17 protein-coding genes are annotated in these 19002 nt (G+C 60.9%); 8 read left to right on the forward strand and 9 right to left on the reverse strand.

Features of this window, described 5'->3' with window-relative positions:
• Positions 1–49 precede the first annotated feature (49 nt).
• The gene (locus T3A99_RS10090) at positions 50–2125 is read right to left on the reverse strand and encodes an AsmA family protein (RefSeq protein WP_322834264.1); all 2076 of its coding nucleotides are present in this window, start codon (positions 2123–2125) and stop codon (positions 50–52) included.
• A gap of 386 nt (positions 2126–2511) precedes the next feature.
• On the opposite strand from T3A99_RS10090, the gene T3A99_RS10095 reads away from it, so the two are divergent.
• The 7 genes from T3A99_RS10095 to T3A99_RS10125 all read left to right on the forward strand — a co-directional run bounded on the left by T3A99_RS10095 (position 2512) and on the right by T3A99_RS10125 (position 7762).
• Positions 2512–2976, forward strand: a complete 465-nt coding sequence (locus T3A99_RS10095) for a hypothetical protein (RefSeq protein ID WP_288911094.1) — start codon at positions 2512–2514, stop codon at positions 2974–2976.
• A 157-nt stretch (positions 2977–3133) separates the two neighbouring features.
• On the forward strand, positions 3134–3766 hold the full coding sequence (locus T3A99_RS10100; RefSeq protein WP_047227346.1) for a TetR family transcriptional regulator: 633 nt from the start codon (positions 3134–3136) through the stop codon (positions 3764–3766).
• Between the two features lie 271 nt (positions 3767–4037).
• The gene (gene ureE / locus T3A99_RS10105; protein WP_047227345.1) at positions 4038–4538 is read left to right on the forward strand and encodes an urease accessory protein UreE; all 501 of its coding nucleotides are present in this window, start codon (positions 4038–4040) and stop codon (positions 4536–4538) included.
• Positions 4535–5209 (forward strand): urease accessory protein UreF, encoded by a 675-nt coding sequence (locus T3A99_RS10110; RefSeq protein WP_076382884.1) that lies wholly within the window; start codon positions 4535–4537, stop codon positions 5207–5209. Before ureE ends, T3A99_RS10110 begins: the two co-directional genes overlap by 4 nt.
• A gap of 9 nt (positions 5210–5218) precedes the next feature.
• Positions 5219–5833, forward strand: a complete 615-nt coding sequence (gene ureG / locus T3A99_RS10115) for an urease accessory protein UreG (protein ID WP_047227343.1) — start codon at positions 5219–5221, stop codon at positions 5831–5833.
• 45 nt (positions 5834–5878) lie between these two features.
• Entirely contained in the window at positions 5879–6451 is a 573-nt protein-coding gene (locus T3A99_RS10120) for a HupE/UreJ family protein (RefSeq protein WP_047227342.1), read from the forward strand.
• A 180-nt stretch (positions 6452–6631) separates the two neighbouring features.
• The gene (locus tag T3A99_RS10125) at positions 6632–7762 is read left to right on the forward strand and encodes an AGE family epimerase/isomerase (protein ID WP_322834265.1); all 1131 of its coding nucleotides are present in this window, start codon (positions 6632–6634) and stop codon (positions 7760–7762) included.
• Positions 7763–7917: 155 nt separating this feature from the next.
• Here T3A99_RS10125 and T3A99_RS10130 read toward each other — a convergent pair whose 3' ends face one another.
• From T3A99_RS10130 to T3A99_RS10165, 8 genes are all read right to left on the reverse strand, one after another.
• Positions 7918–8682, reverse strand: coding sequence for an SDR family oxidoreductase (locus tag T3A99_RS10130; RefSeq protein ID WP_047227340.1), 765 nt, complete (start codon positions 8680–8682; stop codon positions 7918–7920).
• 851 nt (positions 8683–9533) lie between these two features.
• Entirely contained in the window at positions 9534–10250 is a 717-nt protein-coding gene (locus tag T3A99_RS10135) for an ABC transporter ATP-binding protein (protein WP_047227339.1), read from the reverse strand.
• Positions 10247–11119 (reverse strand): ABC transporter ATP-binding protein, encoded by an 873-nt coding sequence (locus T3A99_RS10140; RefSeq protein WP_047227338.1) that lies wholly within the window; start codon positions 11117–11119, stop codon positions 10247–10249. The genes T3A99_RS10135 and T3A99_RS10140 overlap by 4 nt, the downstream gene beginning before the upstream one ends.
• Entirely contained in the window at positions 11116–12396 is a 1281-nt protein-coding gene (livM, locus tag T3A99_RS10145; protein ID WP_047227337.1) for a high-affinity branched-chain amino acid ABC transporter permease LivM, read from the reverse strand. The genes T3A99_RS10140 and livM overlap by 4 nt, the downstream gene beginning before the upstream one ends.
• Before the next feature lie 2 nt (positions 12397–12398).
• On the reverse strand, positions 12399–13313 hold the full coding sequence (locus tag T3A99_RS10150) for an ABC transporter permease subunit (protein WP_322834266.1): 915 nt from the start codon (positions 13311–13313) through the stop codon (positions 12399–12401).
• Positions 13314–13481: 168 nt separating this feature from the next.
• The gene (locus T3A99_RS10155; protein ID WP_047227335.1) at positions 13482–14618 is read right to left on the reverse strand and encodes a branched-chain amino acid ABC transporter substrate-binding protein; all 1137 of its coding nucleotides are present in this window, start codon (positions 14616–14618) and stop codon (positions 13482–13484) included.
• A gap of 365 nt (positions 14619–14983) precedes the next feature.
• Positions 14984–16267: an FAD-binding oxidoreductase gene (locus tag T3A99_RS10160; RefSeq protein ID WP_322834267.1), complete on the reverse strand. Its 1284-nt coding sequence runs from the start codon at positions 16265–16267 to the stop codon at positions 14984–14986.
• 156 nt (positions 16268–16423) lie between these two features.
• Positions 16424–17914, reverse strand: a complete 1491-nt coding sequence (locus T3A99_RS10165; RefSeq protein WP_047227333.1) for an aldehyde dehydrogenase family protein — start codon at positions 17912–17914, stop codon at positions 16424–16426.
• 177 nt (positions 17915–18091) lie between these two features.
• Here T3A99_RS10165 and T3A99_RS10170 point away from each other — a divergent pair, with 177 nt between their 5' ends.
• Entirely contained in the window at positions 18092–18997 is a 906-nt protein-coding gene (locus tag T3A99_RS10170; protein WP_047227332.1) for a LysR family transcriptional regulator, read from the forward strand.
• Positions 18998–19002 lie beyond the last annotated feature (5 nt).

Genomic DNA, 19002 nt, shown 5'->3' on the forward strand with positions numbered 1-19002 from the left:
GGAGCGAGCCTGCTCGCGATGGGGCCAGTAACCTCACCGCAAAGCCTGGCTAGCGGGTAGGTTTGACCGTCACCGGTGCCTTGCCGGCCTTCATCTGCTCCAGCAACGGCGCACACTGGTTCGGCTCGCCACCGCTGGGCGCAACCAGGGCCAACAACCCGGCCGCCGGCGCGGCAATGACGCCCAGCGCCACCATCCCGGCCCCACGCAGCATCAACGGCACGGCCTTGACGCCCGCCGCGGGCTTGGCGAAGGTGCCGCGCACGTACAAGGGCGAGCGCAGGGAAATCAAGCGCCAGCCCTTGGACTCCGGAGTGATGGTCAGGTCCAGTTGTTCGGTGGCCATGTTCGCCGTGCCATCGACATAAATGATCGCGTTCGCCGTGTCGAACACGAACAGGCGAGTGGTCGCCAGGCCGGTCTTGATGTCGAAGTCCGCTGCTGCGCAGTTGATCTTCACTTCCTCGTCGCCAAAGATTTTACCCATCACATAGTTGCCGACGTTCAGCCCCGCCAGTTCCATCAGTTCCCGACTGATGGCGCCGTCGTTGATGAGCATTTTCAACGTGCCGTTGGAGGTGCCCAGCAACGCCGCCACCGAATTGCCACGGCCGGCGATATCGGCATCGCCGTTCAGCTCACCGAAGCTGGTTTTCATCGGCGCGAAACCGGGGAACAACTCCTTGAGCTTGAAACCCCGCGCCGTCAGCTTCGCCTGTCCCTCAAGGGGCCGGGTGCGGCCGTTGAGGCGGATCTGCGCGTCGAGCCGGCCACCGGCCACACCGAAGCGCAGGGGCTCGAGGCTTAGTTGGCCGTCGTTGAGCACCAGATGCGTGTAAAGGTCGGTGAAGGGTAACTGCTCACTGTGGACGATTCGTTTGCCAGTGAACTCCACATCGGCATCCATCACGCCCCAGCGCTCGGTACGAAACTCTTCCACGGGCAGTACTTTGTCGGACGGCTGTTTGCTCGCGCCGCCTCGGGCCTTTTGTTCGGCGTTGGAATCGGCGCCGATCAGGGGGGCCAGGTCGCTGAACAACAGTTGATTGGACACCAGCGCGCCACTGAGTTTTGGCCGCGGCTGGCTGGCAACGTAGGCCAGGTCACCGTGAATATCGCTATCGCCGATCTTGCCGTTGAAGGCCTCATAACGAAACAGTGCCCCGCCGGGCTCGTGGAGTTTGGCGATCAGGCGGCCATCGGTGGAATAGGGCGGCGAATCCGGCAGGGTCACGCCGGTCAGCGGATAAAGATTGGCCAGGCTGTTCCCGGCCAGCTTCAAGCGCAGATCCAGCGCCCCCAGGTTCATCGGGTCGGTCAGCGTGCCGGCCAGTTCGACTCGGGTATCACCGATCTTCGCCTGAGCCTGCAACGGAAAAGGTTGCGACGCATCCTGCAGAGCCAACAGGCCACCGACCTTGCCGGAGCCTGCCAGGTTCTGCCCGTGGTACTGGCCGTTGACCTTGAAGGCAAACGCATAATCCTGGGGAGCCGCACCTGCGTCCCGGGCTTTTTTCGCAGCATTGTCGCCGACGATATCGCTGAACGGGATGGGTTTGCCCAACGGGTCGATCAACAGGTCCAGGCGGGTTTTCAGCGTCTGGTCATTAACAGTGACATGGCCTTTGTCAAAGCCAATGGTGCCAATGTCCACGACCCAGCTGGACGGCTCGGCGTCGGGGTCTTTCGGATCGAACTCGAACGTCCAGTTGGCGCGACCATCGGCCAGGCGTTGCAGGTTGGCGTCGGGCTCGGTCAGGTCGATGCGGGGAATTGCCACTCGCCGGGCCAGCAAGGCCAGGGGCGAAATGCGTAATTCGACGCGCTTGAGCGTGACCATTTGCGCAGTTTTCGACCATTCCGGGTTGCCCAGGCTCAAGTCTTCGGCCACCACATGGGGCCACGGCACCCAGGCCCGCCAGCCGCCTTCCAGCGGTTCGCGCTGCCAGACCACCGCCAGGTTGCCATTGATGGCGAACGGGCGATGCAACTCTTCGGAAACCTTGGCATTGAGCGGCGGCTTTATCCGGTTCCAATCGAAGAACGCGATGACCAGCACCAATACGGCCAGCAGGAAAACAAGGCTGGCGAAGGTCCAGGCGAAGATTTTTGAGGTGCGCGTCATGCACAAGGCTCCTGATGACAAATCTGCGTCCGGACGGCGACGCCTTGGAAACACGAGCCTGTAATCGGCTCGTTGTGAAGAGTAGGACTGGCGATACGGCCAACTGGTTTAACACTTTGGGCGACGGGCGGTACAAAAAACTGAAAAAATCCTGACCAAACCGCCAACTACCTGTTACCGCCCCCGCACTTTTGCGTGGCATCAATGGGTACAAAATACCCACTGCGGTGCAAAACCACGCCTCGCAAAGGCCCGTTCTAGAGCCTTTCCACAGAACAATCAATTCCGTTGATTATTACCATTGCCTTTATGAACTTTTATATCGACTTATCGAGAGTAGCATTGCCTCCGTACCCACTTTATCGCCCCCCCAAGGAGCAATGATCATGAAACGCCAATTACTGATGAGCCTCACCCTTTCAATGCTGGCCTCCACTGCTTTCGCACTGCCAGCCTCCGAACAAGCCACGCCGCAGGTTAAAGACAGCCGTTCGGTCTATAGCCAGACCGTTGCTGAAGATGGCTTCGACCAGACCCGTCAAGGTCAGGAAGTGGCTGAAGGCGGCTACGAACGTACCCCTCAAGGTCAAGAAGTAGCTGAAGGCGGCTACGAACGTACCCCTCAGGGCCAGGAAGTGGCTGAAGGCGGCTACGAACGTACCCCTCAGGGCCAGGAAGTGGCTGAAGGCGGCTACGAACGTACCCCTCAGGGTCAGGAAGTCGCTGAAGGTGGCCGTGACCGCCTGGAAGAAAAAAACCTGGTTGAAGGTGGCTACGAGCGCACCCCACAGGGCGCCATTGCCGAAGGTGGTGGTGACCGTGTGATCGAACGCAACAGCGCAGTGAGCTGAGCCCATGGTGGCCTGGAAAAAAGCCCGATTCCTGCAATCGGGCTTTTGACTTTCCGAGAACCTCGTTTTCCCCGCTATATCCCCCTCTACCGTTCGACGTCGGCAAAGCCGATTTGCTAGAGTGCGTCGCTTCCGTGAATCAGAAGTCAGCCCTGCGATGCTGCCCCGCGCCGAACAGAAACAACAGACCCGCAATGCCTTGATGGATGCAGCCCGTCATTTGATGGAGTGCGGCCGAGGGTTCGGCAGCCTGAGCCTGCGCGAAGTCGCCAGGACCGCCGGCATCGTACCCACCGGGTTCTACCGGCATTTCGACGACATGGACCAACTGGGCCTGGCTCTGGTCAGCGAAGTCGGTCAGACCTTTCGCGAAACGATCCGGCTGGTACGCCACAACGAATTCGTCATGGGCGGCATCATTGATGCCTCCGTGCGTATTTTCCTCGACGTGGTCCAAGCCAACCGTTCGCAATTCCTGTTTTTGGCCCGTGAGCAATACGGCGGCTCGCTGCCCGTGCGCAAGGCCATCGCCTGTCTGCGTGAAGGCATCAGCTCGGACCTGGCCGCCGACCTGGCATTGATGCCCAAGTTGCAGCACCTGGACCTTGCCGCTTTGAGCGTAATGGCCGACCTGATCGTCAAAAGCGTGTTCGCCACCCTGCCTGACATTATCGACCCACCCGCTCACGCTCTCCCCGAACACCTCACGCCCCAGGCGAAGATTACCCAGCAACTGCGGTTCATCTTTATTGGCCTCAAACATTGGCAAGGGCTGGGCAGTACCGAGTAGCCACCGAGACGTTTCCTTTGTGGGAGCGAGCCTGCTCGCGATAGCGGTGGGTCAGTCAGCGTTGATTTTCTGATGCACTGATATCGCGAGCAGGCTCGCTCCCACAGTGTTTCGCGAAAGCTGCAAAATGGTGCGCGATATCGACAAGCGCACCATAACGGCACGCAATCCGCCCCATCCTGAAACGCCATCCCAGCTATTTCCTACACCTTCTTCGATTGGCAAGCCCCTTGCTCTAAACACAGCACCGTTCATTGCTGGAAGCACTCCGATGCTGGTGATTCACCGCAGAATCGACACTCAACCCCGCTGGGACGCCGAGCTGCACCTGACCTTCGACGCCCGCAGCAAAAGCCGCCTGCGCTGTTTCAGTGCCGAGGGTGAAGATGTGGGGTTGTTCCTTGAGCGAGGTCAGCCGCCGTTATACGACGGCGAATGCCTGCAAGCTGAAGACGGACGCATCGTGCGCGTCTGCGCCCGCCCCGAACAATTGCTGCATGTCACCTGCGCCAATGCATTTGAACTGACCCGCGCGGCCTATCACCTGGGCAATCGCCATGTCGCCCTGCAAGTGGGCGATGGCTGGCTGCGCCTGCTGGACGATTACGTGCTCAAGGCGATGCTCGAGCAACTGGGTGCCAGTGCCGAAAACATAGAGGCTCCGTTCCAACCGGAACACGGCGCGTATGGCGGCGGCCATCATCATTCCCGACACGGCGACGAAGATTTCAACTACGCGCCACGCCTGCATCAGTTCGGCGTACGCACATGAACCCGGCGTGGGCGCTGCTGCGTCTGGCCAGCCCGCAATTGCCGATCGGCGGCTACAGCTATTCCCAGGGATTGGAGATGGCAGTGGATAACGGCCAGGTCAAAACCTGCGACGACGCCCGTCGCTGGATCAGCGATCAGTTGCTGTTGAACCTGGCACGCTTCGAGGCGCCTTTGCTACTGGCCCACTGCACCGCCGCCGCCGCCGACGACTGGGACGCCTTGCTGCAACACTGCGAGGAACACCGCGCCAGCCGGGAAACCCGCGAGCTGCATCAGGAAAGTCGGCAGATGGGTTATTCGTTGCAGCAGTTGCTGGGCGGCCTGCCGGAACTCGATGCCGCGGCACGGCGCTTTCTTGAACAACGTACTGAACCGCACCTGGCCCTGGGCTGGGCCTTGGCCGCCCGCGCCTGGAACATCAGCCCCCAGGACGCCCTGGCCGCCTGGTTATGGAGCTGGCTGGAAAACCAGTTGGCCGTCCTGATGAAGACCCTGCCCCTGGGCCAGCAAGCCGCCCAGCGCCTGACCAGCGAACTGCTGCCACTGCTGCAACAGGCTCAACACAACGCCTCGAACATTGATCCCGACCATTACGGCAGCGCCACGTTTGGCCTGTCCCTGGCGTGCATGGCCCATGAGCGCCAGTACAGCCGCCTGTTCCGTTCCTAGGAGACCCTCATGAATACACAACCTCTGCGCGTCGGTATCGGCGGCCCGGTAGGCTCCGGCAAAACCGCCCTGACCCTGGCCCTGTGCCTGGCCCTGCGTGAACGCTACAACCTGGCGGTGGTCACCAACGACATCTACACCCGTGAAGATGCCGATTTTCTGGTGCGTAACGAAGCCTTGGCGCCGGAGCGGATCATCGGCGTGGAAACCGGCGGTTGCCCGCACACGGCGATCCGCGAAGACGCCTCGATCAACCTTGAGGCCGTGGATCAATTGAACCGACGGTTTCCGGGGCTGGATCTGATCCTGGTGGAATCGGGCGGCGATAACCTTTCGGCGACCTTCAGCCCGGAGCTGTCGGACCTGACCATTTATGTGATCGATGTCTCGGCCGGCGACAAGCTGCCGCGCAAAGGCGGACCGGGCATCTGTAAATCCGACCTGCTGGTGATCAACAAGATCGACCTGGCGCCACTGGTGGGTGCGTCCCTGGAAATGATGGACAGCGACACCCGTCGGATGCGCAACGGCAAGCCGTTCGTGTTCAGCAACCAGAAAACCGGCCAGGGCCTGGAGCAGATCATCGCCTTCATCGAACGCCAGGGCCTGCTGACCGCCGCCTGATTTTTCAACTTCAACTGTTCACACGCTCAACAAGGAAGCTTATCCATGACATTCAAACGCCTGCTTGGCGCCCTCGCCCTGTTGCTGACCCCGGCCTTGGCCTTTGCTCACCCTGGCCATGGCGATAACGGCCTGATGGCCGGCCTCGGTCACCCCATCGGCGGGCTGGATCATCTGCTGGCCATGCTGGCGGTCGGCTTGTGGGCCGCCCAACAACAAGGCGCGGCGCGCTGGGCGCTGCCGTGCACCTTCGTCGTCAGCATGCTGATCGGCGGTTTGCTGGGCTTTGAAGGCCTGGACCTGCCTGCACTGGAAAGCGGGATTGCCGCCTCGGTGCTGGCCTTGGGCCTGGCGGTGGCACTGGCGGTGCGCCCGCCGCTGAGCCTGGCGATTGGCGCGACGGCGGTGTTCGCGCTGTTCCATGGCGTGGCCCATGGTCTGGAACTGCCGGACATGACAAGCCCTTGGGCTTATGCGGCCGGTTTTGTCGCGGCGACGGCGGCGTTGCATGGCGCAGGCTACGCCGTGGTTCGCGTCTTGCCGCAAGCGGCCGCCCCTCTGGTGCGTCTGGCCGGAGCGGGTTCGGCGGCGGCTGGAGTGTGGTTGTTGGCGGGTTGATTTTCAGCACCCATCAAGGCTAATCGCGAGCAGGCTCGCTCCCACAGGGTATGGCGTACGCCAATAAATGTGGGAGCGAGCCTGCTCGCGATGACGGACTGGAAGGCCTCGCCTCTCTCGAACTTGCCACTCTGCTACCATGTCGCGCAATCACCCCTCCAGCCGTGACGACGTCCACCAATGCCCGATGCTTCCCGCCCCGCTCCTGCACCTGAACTGACTGCCCTGTTCGCCACGGTACGTCAGCACTTTCACGACGTGATCGTGCCGATGTGGCAAGGCCCGGGATGGAATGCCGAGCTGGCGCTGCCCTATGAATCCCTCGATACCCGGCACAAGCCGCTCGAGCCCCAGCGCTACCGGGCGATGGCCTGTGCGCGACAGCTATACGTGTTCGCCAGCCTGATCGGCGAAGCGCCACAGGCCGAAGAACGGGCTGGCGCACTGTTCCGCTCCCTGCAGCGGCACTTCCATGATGGCGAACATGGTGGCTGGTTCTACAGCATTGACCCCCAAGGCGTACCGCTGGACACCGGCAAAGACCTCTACACCCACGCTTTCATCCTGTTTGCCTGTGCCCATTACTGGAGCAAGGTCCGCGAGCCGCTGGTGGAGTCGGTACTCAACGCGGCCCTGGAAGTCATCGCCCGGCGCTTTACGACCGGAGACGGCCTTTACGAGGCCAGCCTGGGACGCGATTGGTCGACCCGCGCATCCGGCCCGCTGCAAAACCCGTTGATGCACCTGGCCGAAGCCTTCCTCGCCACCCTCTCGGTTCGCGACGACATCAACGTGCGCCAGGCATTGCTGGCCCTGTGCGATGCCATGTTCAAGCACTTCATCGACCCGCAGCAGCGCGTCATGATGGAGAAACCGGTCAAGGCTGTGGATAACTGGTTTGAGCCAGGCCATCAGTTCGAGTGGTATTACTTGCTGGCCTCATCGCCCCTGTTGCGCGGCGGCAAGTTGCACACAGCCCTTGAGAGCAGCTTCAGCCGTACCGAACAGCAAGGCGTGAGCCCGCAGTCCGGCGCGGTGTGCGCCATGCTGAGCCTGGGATCACAGGTACCGCGGGACGCCACCCAGCGCATCTGGGCTCAGGCGGAATATTTGCGGGCACTGACATTACGCCCGGGCAATCAGGGCGCATTGCTGCATCAACTACAGGCGTTGCAGCAGCACTTCCTGCATGCCAAAGGCTGGAACGAATGCCTGGACGCCGACGGCACTGTCAGCCGCCAGGACATGCCATCGACCACGCCGTATCACCTGCTGACCTGCTACCGCGGGCTGGCTGATTATCTGGCCTGACCGGTAAATCGCTATCGCGGGCAAGCCTTGCTCCCACAGACATTTGGCCGACCTTGCCCCCATAGATGAGTCAACTCTTTGGGAGCAAGGCTTGCCCCATAGATGAGCCAACTCTGTGGGAGCAAGGCTTGCCCGCGATGAACGATAACGCGGTCTTACGCCTTGTTGCGCTCAATGGCAAACCCGGCCCAGGTCTGGCTCACAGGCATCAATTCCAGGCTGTTGATGTTGATGTGGGCCGGAGTGTTGAGCACCCAGAAAATGGTGTCGGCGATATCCTGCGGCTGGATCGGCTCGGCCCCGGCATAGGTCGCGTTGTAGCGTTCCTGATCACCCGCAAAGCGCACCAGGGAAAACTCGCTCTCGCACAGACCCGGCTCAATGTTGCTTACCCGCACGCCAGTGCCTTGCAGATCGCAACGCAGGTTCAGGGAGAACTGTTTGACGAACGCCTTGCTCGCCCCGTACACGTGGCTGCCAGGGTATGGATAGTTGCCGGCGATGGACCCCAGGTTGACGATCCCGGCACCACGGCCATGAGCGATCAGCCGCGGCAACAGCAGGCGGGTGCTGTAGATCAAACCTTTCACGTTGGTATCGACCATCGTGTCCCAGTCATCGAGGTCGCACTTGGGCGCAGGATCAACGCCCAGCGCCAGACCGGCGTTGTTGATCAAGCCCCGCAACTTGGCGAAGGACGGTGGCAGGTTGGCGATCGCCTCCTCCATGGCTGTGCGGTCACGCACATCAAGCACCAGACCATGGACTTCAGTCTGCTTCGACAACTCGGCGCACAGGGCAGTGAGGCGTTCTTCACGACGACCGGTCAGCACCAGTTTCCAGCCTGCTTCGGCAAAACGACGGGCACAGGCTTCACCGAAACCGGACGTTGCACCGGTAATAAACAGGGTGTTGGACATCGTGTTCTCCTTGGGGCTCAAAACAGCCAATGAATGGAAATCGGCCCACAGCATGCCCGGCCTGGCACAGCATGGGCAAGACTTCTGGAAGCGAGGTTTCATTCGAGCATTGCTCATAAAACAACCAATCGGCGCCAGGCCTTATGAAACAAGGGCCACAGGCGGTTGCCCGCACCTTATCCACAGGCGGGTCCACAGCAATCGGGGGCAAGTGCAAACTCCCCAAGCCGCTGTGCATAAGGCTTTGCGAGGGATTTGGAAAATTTTTTCCCTTGACCCTGCAATGCAGGTTGTGCAGATCGACTTACCTGCTATAAGCCGACGGTAAAAAGAACGATGGCTTCAAGCCAGCAAATTCGGCCCTCAGCGCGGTCTTTCCAGAGTTTAATCACAGACTTATCCACAGGCTTGCGCACAGATTTCCAAGCCTTTGGCGACCCTCATAAAAGTGTTGACAACCCTCGTACCCGCTTGACCGAAAACCCCTGATCAAAAAACAACCACACGCCTGAAAGCCACGTATTCAGAGGCTTGCAGCCAGCTACTCCCACGTTACCCACAGCCGGTTCCACAGCAAACGGGGACAAGTCAAAACCGTGACAAAACAACTGTTTGCGGCGACTTTATGTCGCGGTTTCGCAGGCGCTCAGGATTGTTGTCCACAATTCTCGGGCACAGCGCCAAACCCTGTGGGAGCGAGCCTGCTCGCGATAGGGTCATGTCCGATATAAAGAGGTTGGATGGTCCGGCGCCATCGCGAGCAGGCTCGCTCCCACAAGGGGATGGGTGGTGGATTTAAAGATAAAAAAACCGGCGATTCATTCGCCGGTTTTTTCATGGCTGGCCTTGTGTCAATGGCCGCCCAGATACGCGTTACGCACCTCTTCGTTGACCAGCAGTTCCTTGCCGGTGCCGGTCAGGCGGATTTCACCGTTGACCATCACATAGGCCCGGTCCGACAGCCTGAGGGCGTGGTTGGCGTTCTGCTCCACCAGAAAGATCGTCATGCCGGTGGACGCCAGCTCCCGCAAGGTGGCGAAGATCTGTTTGACCACGATCGGCGCCAGTCCCAGGCTGGGTTCATCGAGCAGCAACAATTTGGGCCGGCTCATCAGCGCCCGGGCGATGGCGAGCATCTGCTGCTCGCCGCCGGACATTGTCATGGCCCGCTGGTTGCGCCGCTCCTTGAGCCGCGGGAACAGCTCGAACATGCGCTGCATGTCTTCGCTGGCGTACTTGTCACCGATGGGAATGGTGCCCATCAACAGGTTTTCCTCAACAGTCATGTCAGGGAATACCCGCCGTCCTTCCGGCGATTGCGCGATGCCGTTGGAGGCGATGTAGTGGGACGACTTGTGCGTGATGTCCACGCCCTGGTAGATAATCTGCCCACTCGCGGCCCGCGGCTGGCCGAAAATCGACATCAGCAACGTGGACTTGCCGGCACCGTTGGAGCCAATCAGGCTGACGGTTTCACCTTCCCCAATGTGCATCGAGACTTTTTTCAGGGCCTGGATCGGCCCGTAGAATACGTCCAGCTCCTTGAGTTCGAGGATAGGTCCACTCATACCAACTCCTCTTCATCGGCACCCAGGTAGGCTGCGATCACCTTCGGATCGTTGCGAATCGCCTCGGGACCGCCCTCGGCGATCACGTTGCCGTGGTCCAGCACCACGATGTGGTCGGAAATGCTCATTACCATGCCCATGTCGTGTTCGATCAGCACCACGGTCAGATCGTGCTCGTCGCGCAGCAGCCGGATCATCGCGCTCAGCGCTTCGGTTTCCTGAGGGTTTAGGCCGGCGGCCGGTTCGTCGAGACAGATGATCTGCGGGCGGGTGCACATGGCCCGGGCAATTTCCAAGCGCCGTTGCTGGCCATAGGAAAGTTCGCCCGCCAGCCGGTTGGCGCAATCCACCAGGTCCACCACTTCCAGCCAGTAGAAGGCGTGGTCCAGGGCATCGCTTTCTGCCTGGCGGTAACCCTTGGTGTTGAGCACGCCCGCCACCAGACTGCGATTGACCCACATGTGCTGAGCCACCAGCAGGTTCTCCAGCACGGACATTTCCTTGAACAGGCGAATGTTCTGGAAGGTCCGCGCCAGGCCTGCACGGTTCACCAGGTGGGTGCCGCCGAACATCTTGTAGAACACCCGGCTGGCGAAGGATTTGGGGGACACGAAGTCAGTGGGACGAAACGGTTCGCCCAACAGCTTGATGACATCGGTCCGCTCGCCGCGCACATTGAGCTCGATTTTGCCGCCTGTGGCCTTGTAGAAACCGGTCAGGCAGTTGAACACCGTGGTCTTGCCCGCACCGTTGGGGCCGATCAGGGCGAAGATCGAGTTGCGCTTGACTTGCAGGCTGACGTCGCTGAGGGCCTTGATCCCACCGAATTGCATCATCAGGTTTTCAACGGTAAGCACGACTTCGCTCATGGCGCTACTCCCTTACGCGGCGTCACCCCGGTACGACTGATGCGAATCAGGCCGCGCGGGCGCCAGATCATCATCAACACCATCAGCACGCCGAACAGCAGCACCCGGTATTCCGAGAAGCTGCGCAGCAACTCCGGCGCCACGGTGAGGACAAATGCAGCGATGACCACGCCCACTGTCGACCCCATGCCGCCCAGTACCACGATCGCCAGAATCAGCGCCGACTCGAAGAAGGTGAACGACGACGGGTTGACGAAGCCCTGGTAACTGGCAAAGAACACGCCTGCCAGGCCCGCCGTGGAAGCACCAATGGTGAACGCCGAGAGCTTGACCAGCACATGGTTCAGGCCCATGGAGCGGCAGGCGATCTCGTCTTCGCGCAAGGCTTCCCAGGCGCGACCGACCGGCATGCGGGTCAGGCGATGCTTGACGTAGAGCACCAGCAACACGGTGATGAACAGGACGATGTAGATGAACAGGAATTTGACGTTGGGGTTGTAGGCAATGCCGAAGAACTCGTGGAACGGCACCCCGCCCTCCTTCGCTCGCCGGCCGAACTCCAGGCCGAAGAAGGTCGGCGACGGCACCGGCATGCCATTCGGCCCGCCGGTAAACGACAGCCAGTTGTTGAGCACCAGCCGGATGATCTCGCCAAAACCCAGGGTCACGATGGCCAGGTAGTCACCGTGCATTCGCAACACGGGGAATCCTAATATGCACCCGGCCATCGCCGCCGCAATCGCCGCCAGCGGCAGCACCGTCCAGAACCCCAGCCCCAGGTATTGGTAACCCAGCGCCAGGCCATAGGCGCCGATGGCATAGAACGCCACGTAACCCAGGTCGAGCAGCCCGGCCAGGCCGACCACGATGTTAAGCCCCAGGCCCAGCAGTACATAGATCAGCCCGAGGATGACCACCGTGAGCACGTATTTGTTGGCAAAAAACGGGAACACGATGGCAATCACGATCAACGCCGGGATGATCCAGCGCAGGCGCGACTTGTAGTCTGGCGGCAGCACATGCACGCCGGAGCTGGTGCTTTCGAACCCCTGGAGAATCTTCAGACCCTTGGGGGTTTGCAGAAACAGGCTCAAGGCAAAGCGCCCGACCATCACGATCGCCACCAGCCAGCCCACGCGGGCCGGTTGCAGGTTGAAGCTGTAGCCGTCGAGCACCACGCCGACAATCGGCCCGAACACGATCAGCGAGATCAGGCCGGCCAGGATCGCGTCGATGACGCTCTTTTTGATATCAATCGGTTTATTGGCAGCAGACATACTTATACCTTCGCCACGTGTGGGCGACCCAACAGGCCTTGGGGACGGAAAATCAGAATCAGCACCAGCAGCGAGAAACTGAACACGTCTTTGTAGTCAGAGTTGATCAGACCGGCGAACAGCGACTCGGAGATGCCGAGGATGATCCCGCCCAGCATCGCCCCAGGCAGGGAACCGATGCCGCCGAGTACCGCCGCGGTGAACGCCTTGATGCCGATGATGAAGCCGACATAGAAGTCGAAGGTGCCGTAGTTCATGGTGATCAGCACACCGGCCAGGGCCGCCATGGCCGCACCGATGACGAACACATAGGAAATCACCCGGTCGGTGTTGATCCCGAGGATGGAGGCCATCTTGCGGTCTTGCTGGGTCGCGCGGCACATACGGCCGAGCTTGGTGTACTTGATGATGTAGGTCAGCAAGGCCATCCCGGCGAATGCGGCGACCAGGATGAAGATCTTGGTGTAGGTCAGCTGGACGAAGCCGCTGCCGATGTCCACGCGCATGGCGCCTTCGAGCAACGTGGGCACGCCCTGTTGGCGAGCGCCCTGGCTGATCTGGGCATAGTTCTGCAGGATCAGCGAAATGCCGATGGCACTGATCAGCGGTGCCAGGCGAGTGGAGTTACGCAGGGGTTTGTAGGCGACGCGCTCGATCACCCAGCCGTAGACGCCGGTCACCACCACGGTGAACACCAGCGTGCCGAGAATCATGAGGGGGAAGGATTCGATACCGAACCAGGCCAGCAGAGCCAGACTGATCGCCGCGAGGTACGCAGAGATCATGTAAACCTCGCCATGGGCGAAGTTGATCATGCCGATGATGCCGTAGACCATTGTGTAGCCGATGGCGATCAGACCATAGACCGACCCGAGGGTCAGGCCATTGATCAGTTGCTGCAGGAAAATACCATCCATAACGCAATCTCACGCATTTGAGAGACTGCACGCACACCGCTGCGACGGACCGGGGTTCAGCCGCCGACGCTGCACGATGTGCGCGCAGCTCTCGGGAGAAAAGACAGGTACTGCATGAACACGGGTAAACCGCCCGGCACCGGGCGCCGGGCGATTCAGCCGTTCATGTCACTTCTGTTTTTCCAGCTGATGGTATTTGCCGTCCTTGTCCCACTGGTAAACCACGTAGTCGGAGACTTTCAGGTCACCCTTGGAGTCCCACTCCTTCTTGCCCATCACGGTCTGGACCGGATTGGCCTTGAGCCATTCGGCCGCGGCTTCGCCGTCATTTTTCTTGGCGCCGTTGAAACCGGCCGCCAAGGCCTGGACCGAGGCGTAGGCGTACAGGGTGTAGCCTTCCGGCTCGGTGCCCTTGGCACGGAACGCGTCCACCACGGCCTTGCTGTCTGGCAGCAGGCGTGGGTCGGCGCCGAAGGTCATGTACACACCATCCACGTATTGCGGGCCGCCGGCGGTGGTGACCAGTTCGTCGGTGACGATGCCGTCGTCGGACATGAATTTCACGTCCTTGAGGCCTTGCTCACGCAACTGGCGGACCAGTGGGCCGGCTTCCGGGTGCAGACCGCCGAAGTAGACCACGTCGGCACCGGCCGAACGGATCTTGGTGACCACGGCGCTGAAGTCTTTCTCGCCACGGGTCAGGCCTTCGTACAGCACCGGCTCCACGCCACGCTTGGCCAACTGAGCCTTGGTAGCATCCGCCAGGCCCTGACCGTAGGTGTCCTTGTCGTGCAGGACAACGACTTTCTTGCCCTTGAGCACGTCAACGATGTAGTCGCCGGCGACGATGCCCTGCTGGTCGTCACGACCGCACATACGGAACATCGCGCTCAGGCCGCGCTCGGTGACCTGCGGGTTGGTGGAACCCGGAGTGATGGAGATGATGCCGGCATCGCCGTAGACCTCGGACGCCGGGATGGTGGACGAGGAACAGAAGTGACCGACCACGCCAAGAACCTTGTCCTGATCGACAAAGCGGTTGGCCACGGCCACGGCCTGCTTCGGTTCGCAGGCGTCATCGCCCTGCACCAGAACGATTTTCTCGCCGTTCACGCCACCCTTGGCATTGATCTCGTCTGCCGCCGCTTGTGCGCCTTTCATGTACTGCTCGCCAAATGCCGCGTTGGCACCGGTCATCGGACCCGCTACGCCGATCTTGACGTCGGCCTGAGCAAACGCAGAAACACCCAGCGCAGCTGCCACTGCGAGGGCCAGAAAGCCTTTCTTGTAAAACGTCTGGGACATGAGGTGGTGCTCCAAGGTTTTTTTTAGTTGGCACTGCGACTTCACTGAAAAGCTCAGAGCAAGCGCCGTGCCATCGGTTTTTTATTCTTAAAAAAGTCGCTGCTTTATTGTTATTTCGACTGTTTCGAGCCCTTTTTTATTGGGCGTGCAACCGTCTAAACCGCACAAGGTACAACCATAGAACCAAATGGGTACAACCCTCCCTGAGCCATCATTGCAACCATCACACGAAACGACGTGCAACCCACCTGTAACAACCCGCGTCACCGAACTGCACACTGGCGGTGCACAACTGCTACAACCCGCACCATAACAGGCTAGACGTTGTGGTGGAAAACGAGCGCTGCGGCAACATTTTTCAACATTCAGATCACAATTCGCAGGCACTGGCCGGCGTGATACAGCGAAAAACCCGCTTCATACAAGCAGCTGCGCAAGCCTGTCCCGGCCAGTGGCCGCATGGCGGCGAAGGGAATCGGCAGCGCGCTGGCGTCGCCGTGACACAGATAGTCGGCAAAGGCTTTGCCCACTACTGTGCCAGTCGTCACGCCGCGGCCGTTGTAACCCGTCACGGCCACCAGACCGGGGGCCGGCTCGAACAGGCGCATCAGGTGATCGGGGGTGAAGGCGATACACCCGGTCCAGGTGCATTCCCATTCCACCGGCTTGAGGTAAGGGAAATAGTGCTGTTGCACCCGGTCGGCCCACGCCTTGAGGAACCAGGTGGGTTTGCGATTGCCATTACCCAGGCTGCCCAGCAACAGACGCCCGTCCTTGTCCCGACGAATGCTGCTCAGTACCTGGCGGGTGTCCCACGAGCCCTGGCCGCCTGGCAGGATGCGCTGCGCCGCTTCGTCGGTCAGCGGAGCGGAAGCAACCTGATAGTAGTAACCGGGAAAGAAATTGCGCCGCAGCTCCGTCCAGTCACCTTCGGTGTAGGCATTGGACGCGATCACCACTTGCTCGGCCAGTACCGAACCCTGGGCAGTTTGCACCGACCAGCGCTGCCCTTGGCGTTCCAGGCGCGTGACGGGGGAATGATCAAACAACTGGCCACCAAGGTCGCTGGCAGCCTTGGCCAGCCCACTGGTGTAGGCCATCGGATTGAGCGTGCCGGCACGCCGGTCGAGCAATGCCGCAGCGATTTTCGAGGTGCCCGTGGCCTGGGCACACGCCTGGCCGGTGAGCAACTCCACCGGGGCGCCACGGCGCTTCCATTGTTCTTCACGACTGCGCAGGTCCGCTTCGCCCCTGGCGTTGTGAGCCATGTGCAGCGTGCCTTCGCGCCGCAGCTGGCAATCAATGTTGTATTTATCGACGAGGCTGAACACCAGCGCCGGCGCCGCCCCGAGCATGCGATTGAGCTGGCTGCCCACCGCTTCGCCGAAGCCGGCTTCTATCTCATCCGGCGGGATCCACAAGCCGGCGTTGACCAATCCGACATTGCGCCCCGACCCACCATGCCCGGCCCGATGGGCCTCCAGCACAGCCACGCGCTTGCCTTGTTCGAGCAAATGCACCGCCGCCGACAAACCGGTAAAACCTGCGCCGATCACGCAGACATCCACCGTGATTTCGCCGGTGAGGGCGGTATTTTCAGGTCTTTGCGGCGTCAGTTTTTCCCACAGACATTCTTCGCGTAACGGCATTGCCAGACTCCGGAAATGAAACCCAACCACTGCACATAAACTCATGGTGGGAGCGAGCCTGCTCGCGATGCGGTTTACCTTGCAACATCCATGTTGGCTGATCCGACGCTATCGCGAGCAGGCTCGCTCCCACAGGGGACACTCGTTGACACGACCTCAGTCGAAGGTAATCCCCTGCGCCAACGGCAGCTCCAGCGAGTAGTTCACGGTGTTGGTCTGGCGACGCATGTAACCGCGCCATGCATCGGAGCCTGACTCACGTCCGCCGCCGGTCTCTTTCTCGCCGCCGAACGCGCCGCCGATTTCCGCGCCGCTCGGGCCGATGTTGACGTTGGCGATGCCGCAGTCGCTGCCCACTGCTGACATGAATTGCTCGGCTTCACGCACGTCCGTGGTGAAGATGCAGGACGACAGGCCTTGAGGCACCGCGTTATTGAGTTGCAGGGCCTGGGCAAAATCCTTGTAGCCGACCACATAAAGGATCGGCGCGAAGGTTTCGTGGCACACCACATCGCTCTGCTCCGGCATCTCGACGATGGCCGGCGATACGTAGTAGGCATTCGGGAACTGGTCTTCAAGCTGGCGTTTGCCACCAAATACTCGCCCGCCTTCGCTCAAGGCCTGCTCCAGTGCATCCTGCATGTTTTCGAAGCTCTGCTTGTCGATCAGCGGCCCGACGAGGTTGCCTTCCAGCGGATGGCCGATGCGCACTTTCGAATAAGCGGCCTTGAGCCGGCTGACGATCTCTTCTTTCACTGACTCATGGGCAATCAGGCGGCGCAGCGTCGTGCAACGTTGGCCGGCGGTGCCGACGGCGCTGAACAGGATGGCGCGCACGGCCATGTCCAGATCGGCGCTGGGGGCCAGGATCATCGCATTGTTGCCACCCAGCTCGAGGATGCTGCGGGCAAAGCGCGCGGCGACTTTCGGCGCCACTTCACGACCCATGCGGGTGCTGCCGGTGGCGCTGATCAACGCCACGCGCGGATCGTCCACCAGCGCTTCGCCGGCATCGCGACCGCCGATGATCACTTGACTGAGGTACGGTGGCGCATCGCTGAAGTTCTTCAGCACACGTTCGAACAACGCCTGGCAGGCCAGGGCGGTGAGCGGGGTCTTTTCCGAGGGTTTCCAGATCACCGCATTGCCGCAAACCAGGGCCAGCGTGGTGTTCCAGGCCCAGACCGCCACGGGGAAGTTGAAAGCGCTGATCACGCCGACCACGCCCAGCGGATGCCAGGATTCACGCATGTGGTGGCCCGGACGCTCGGAGGCGATGGTCAGGCCGTACAGCTGACGGGACAGACCGACTGCGAAGTCGCAGATGTCGATCATCTCTTGCACTTCACCCAAACCTTCCTGGGTGATCTTGCCGGCTTCCCAGGACACCAGCTCGCCGAGGTCGGCCTTGTACTCGCGCAGCAGATCACCAAATTGACGTACCAACTCGCCGCGGCGAGGGGCCGGCACCTGGCGCCACAGGTCGAACGCATGCTCGGCGCGGCTGACCTGCTGCTCAACCTCTGCGGCGCCCTCCCAGTTCACGGCGCCGATGCGACTGCCGTCGATGGGCGAATGCACCGGTTGTGTGCCGCTCTGGTACAAGGCCGGTTCGACACCCAGACGATCAAGCAATGCAGCAACCATGGTTAATTCCTCAAACAAAAGACAAAGAATTGGCAGCCGGACGATCACGGCTGATCAGACCTGTAGTTGTAGCTGGCCCGAGACTTGCCAACAAACGACCTTTAAGCGAGATATCATTCCGTTTATTCATGCTGGCCATGACCGGATAAGCAGCGCCACAAGAAATAAGGCCTCATCATGATCAATAAACGCTATTTGCCGTCGATCACGGCGCTACAGTGCTTCGAAGCGGTGACCCGACACCTGAGCTTCACTCGCGCCGCCGAAGAGCTGAACCTGACTCAGAGCGCCGTCAGCAAACAGGTCGCACAGTTGGAGGAACTGCTACAGCATTTGCTGTTTCGCCGCGTACGTCGACGCTTGCAGCTGACACCGGCCGGGGATTTGTACCTGGGGGAGGTACGAAAAATCCTTACGCAGGTGGAGATGTCGACCCACTACTTGCGCTCCTACGGCGGCGATACCGAAGTCCTACGGGTTTCCACACCGCCAACCTTCGGAGCTCGCTGGCTGGTCCCACGGCTCAAAGGCTGGCGCCTGCGGCACCCGAAAATTCATCTGGACCTGTGCAGCGAGCAGGAGGCCGACGACTTGCTTCAGGGGCGCAGCGACCTGGCGTTCTATTTCGGCCAGGGCTCACGGCCCGGCGCCGAATCCCTGAAACTGTTCGGCGAAGAACTGGTGCCGGTCTGCGCGCCTGGCAATCTGCCGGCCCAGCCCTTCAGCGACCCGACGCAACTGACCGATCTGGTGCTGCTGCAAAACGCCTCACGCCCCCAGGCCTGGCACGACTGGTTCGCCAGCCAGGGTTATCACACCGAACACAGCTACCACGGGCCGCGCTTCGAAACGTTCTACATGTGCATCCGGGCCGCCCAGGTTGGCTGCGGCGTCGCCCTGCTGCCGCGCTTTCTGGTGGAAGAAGAACTGGCTGACGGCAAGCTGGTGATCCCCTGGCACTATGCGATGCCCAGTACCGATGCCTATTACCTGGCCTATCCTGAACATTCGGCGGAAGTGCCCAAGGTCAGGCTTTTTGTGGAGTGGATGCTGGAGCAGATCGAGGCCTCAATGGCACCTTGAGCATG

The sequence above is a fragment of the Pseudomonas sp. N-137 genome (assembly GCF_034555295.1).
Lineage (GTDB): Bacteria > Pseudomonadota > Gammaproteobacteria > Pseudomonadales > Pseudomonadaceae > Aquipseudomonas > Aquipseudomonas rhizophila.

Excerpts from the sequence above, each read along its gene's own strand:
- T3A99_RS10095 (WP_288911094.1), top strand. The coding sequence starts at position 2,512 with ATGAAACGCCAATTACTGATGAGCCTCACCCTTTCAATGCTGGCCTCC.
- T3A99_RS10135 (WP_047227339.1), bottom strand. The coding sequence starts at position 10,250 with ATGAGTGGACCTATCCTCGAACTCAAGGAGCTGGACGTATTCTACGGG.
- T3A99_RS10155 (WP_047227335.1), bottom strand. The coding sequence starts at position 14,618 with ATGTCCCAGACGTTTTACAAGAAAGGCTTTCTGGCCCTCGCAGTGGCA.
- T3A99_RS10165 (WP_047227333.1), bottom strand. The coding sequence starts at position 17,914 with ATGGTTGCTGCATTGCTTGATCGTCTGGGTGTCGAACCGGCCTTGTAC.
- ureE (WP_047227345.1), top strand. The coding sequence starts at position 4,038 with ATGCTGGTGATTCACCGCAGAATCGACACTCAACCCCGCTGGGACGCC.
- T3A99_RS10160 (WP_322834267.1), bottom strand. The coding sequence starts at position 16,267 with ATGCCGTTACGCGAAGAATGTCTGTGGGAAAAACTGACGCCGCAAAGA.
- T3A99_RS10090 (WP_322834264.1), bottom strand. The coding sequence starts at position 2,125 with ATGACGCGCACCTCAAAAATCTTCGCCTGGACCTTCGCCAGCCTTGTT.
- ureG (WP_047227343.1), top strand. The coding sequence starts at position 5,219 with ATGAATACACAACCTCTGCGCGTCGGTATCGGCGGCCCGGTAGGCTCC.
- T3A99_RS10130 (WP_047227340.1), bottom strand. The coding sequence starts at position 8,682 with ATGTCCAACACCCTGTTTATTACCGGTGCAACGTCCGGTTTCGGTGAA.
- T3A99_RS10120 (WP_047227342.1), top strand. The coding sequence starts at position 5,879 with ATGACATTCAAACGCCTGCTTGGCGCCCTCGCCCTGTTGCTGACCCCG.
- T3A99_RS10125 (WP_322834265.1), top strand. The coding sequence starts at position 6,632 with ATGCCCGATGCTTCCCGCCCCGCTCCTGCACCTGAACTGACTGCCCTG.
- T3A99_RS10150 (WP_322834266.1), bottom strand. The coding sequence starts at position 13,313 with ATGGATGGTATTTTCCTGCAGCAACTGATCAATGGCCTGACCCTCGGG.
- livM (WP_047227337.1), bottom strand. The coding sequence starts at position 12,396 with ATGTCTGCTGCCAATAAACCGATTGATATCAAAAAGAGCGTCATCGAC.
- T3A99_RS10170 (WP_047227332.1), top strand. The coding sequence starts at position 18,092 with ATGATCAATAAACGCTATTTGCCGTCGATCACGGCGCTACAGTGCTTC.
- T3A99_RS10100 (WP_047227346.1), top strand. The coding sequence starts at position 3,134 with ATGCTGCCCCGCGCCGAACAGAAACAACAGACCCGCAATGCCTTGATG.
- T3A99_RS10140 (WP_047227338.1), bottom strand. The coding sequence starts at position 11,119 with ATGAGCGAAGTCGTGCTTACCGTTGAAAACCTGATGATGCAATTCGGT.
- T3A99_RS10110 (WP_076382884.1), top strand. The coding sequence starts at position 4,535 with ATGAACCCGGCGTGGGCGCTGCTGCGTCTGGCCAGCCCGCAATTGCCG.